This window comes from Methylobacterium sp. D48H (assembly GCF_053345715.1).
This window is the reverse complement of sequence record NZ_JBKFAP010000111.1, coordinates 1-337: the sequence shown is the minus strand read 5'-3', so window position 1 is coordinate 337 and position 337 is coordinate 1. Positions and strand designations below refer to the sequence as shown.

The following is a 337-nucleotide window of genomic DNA, read 5'->3' as shown; positions in this document are numbered from 1 at the left end:
CCCGGGCCCAGTGGTGCGCTGTGCCGCACGCCTCCATGCCGACCAGGCATCGCGGCAGCTTGGCGAAGAACGGCACGACCTGCGCCCGCCTCAAGGCCTTGCGCACGACGGCGTGCCCAACTGCATCGACGGCGTGAACCTGAAAGATGCTTTTGGCCAGATCGATGCCGACGGTGGTGATCTCCATGGGGATGGCTCCTGCATGAGCGTGGCTGCTGCTTTGACAGCAACCACACCTTGGCATCGAGATGCCGTCAGTCGGAGCGGGAGCCATCCACCCCATCTGCTTCGGGGCGGCAATGCATGGAAGCGGACGTTGGCTTCGTGCCCGCTCACG

The 337-nt window shown here is 65.3% G+C and carries 1 pseudogene; it reads right to left on the bottom strand.

The features are described from left to right. Window positions 1–187: pseudogene (locus ACLBX8_RS31705) on the bottom strand (IS110 family transposase); the annotation flags it as partial. Window positions 188–337: the final 150 nt, after the last annotated feature.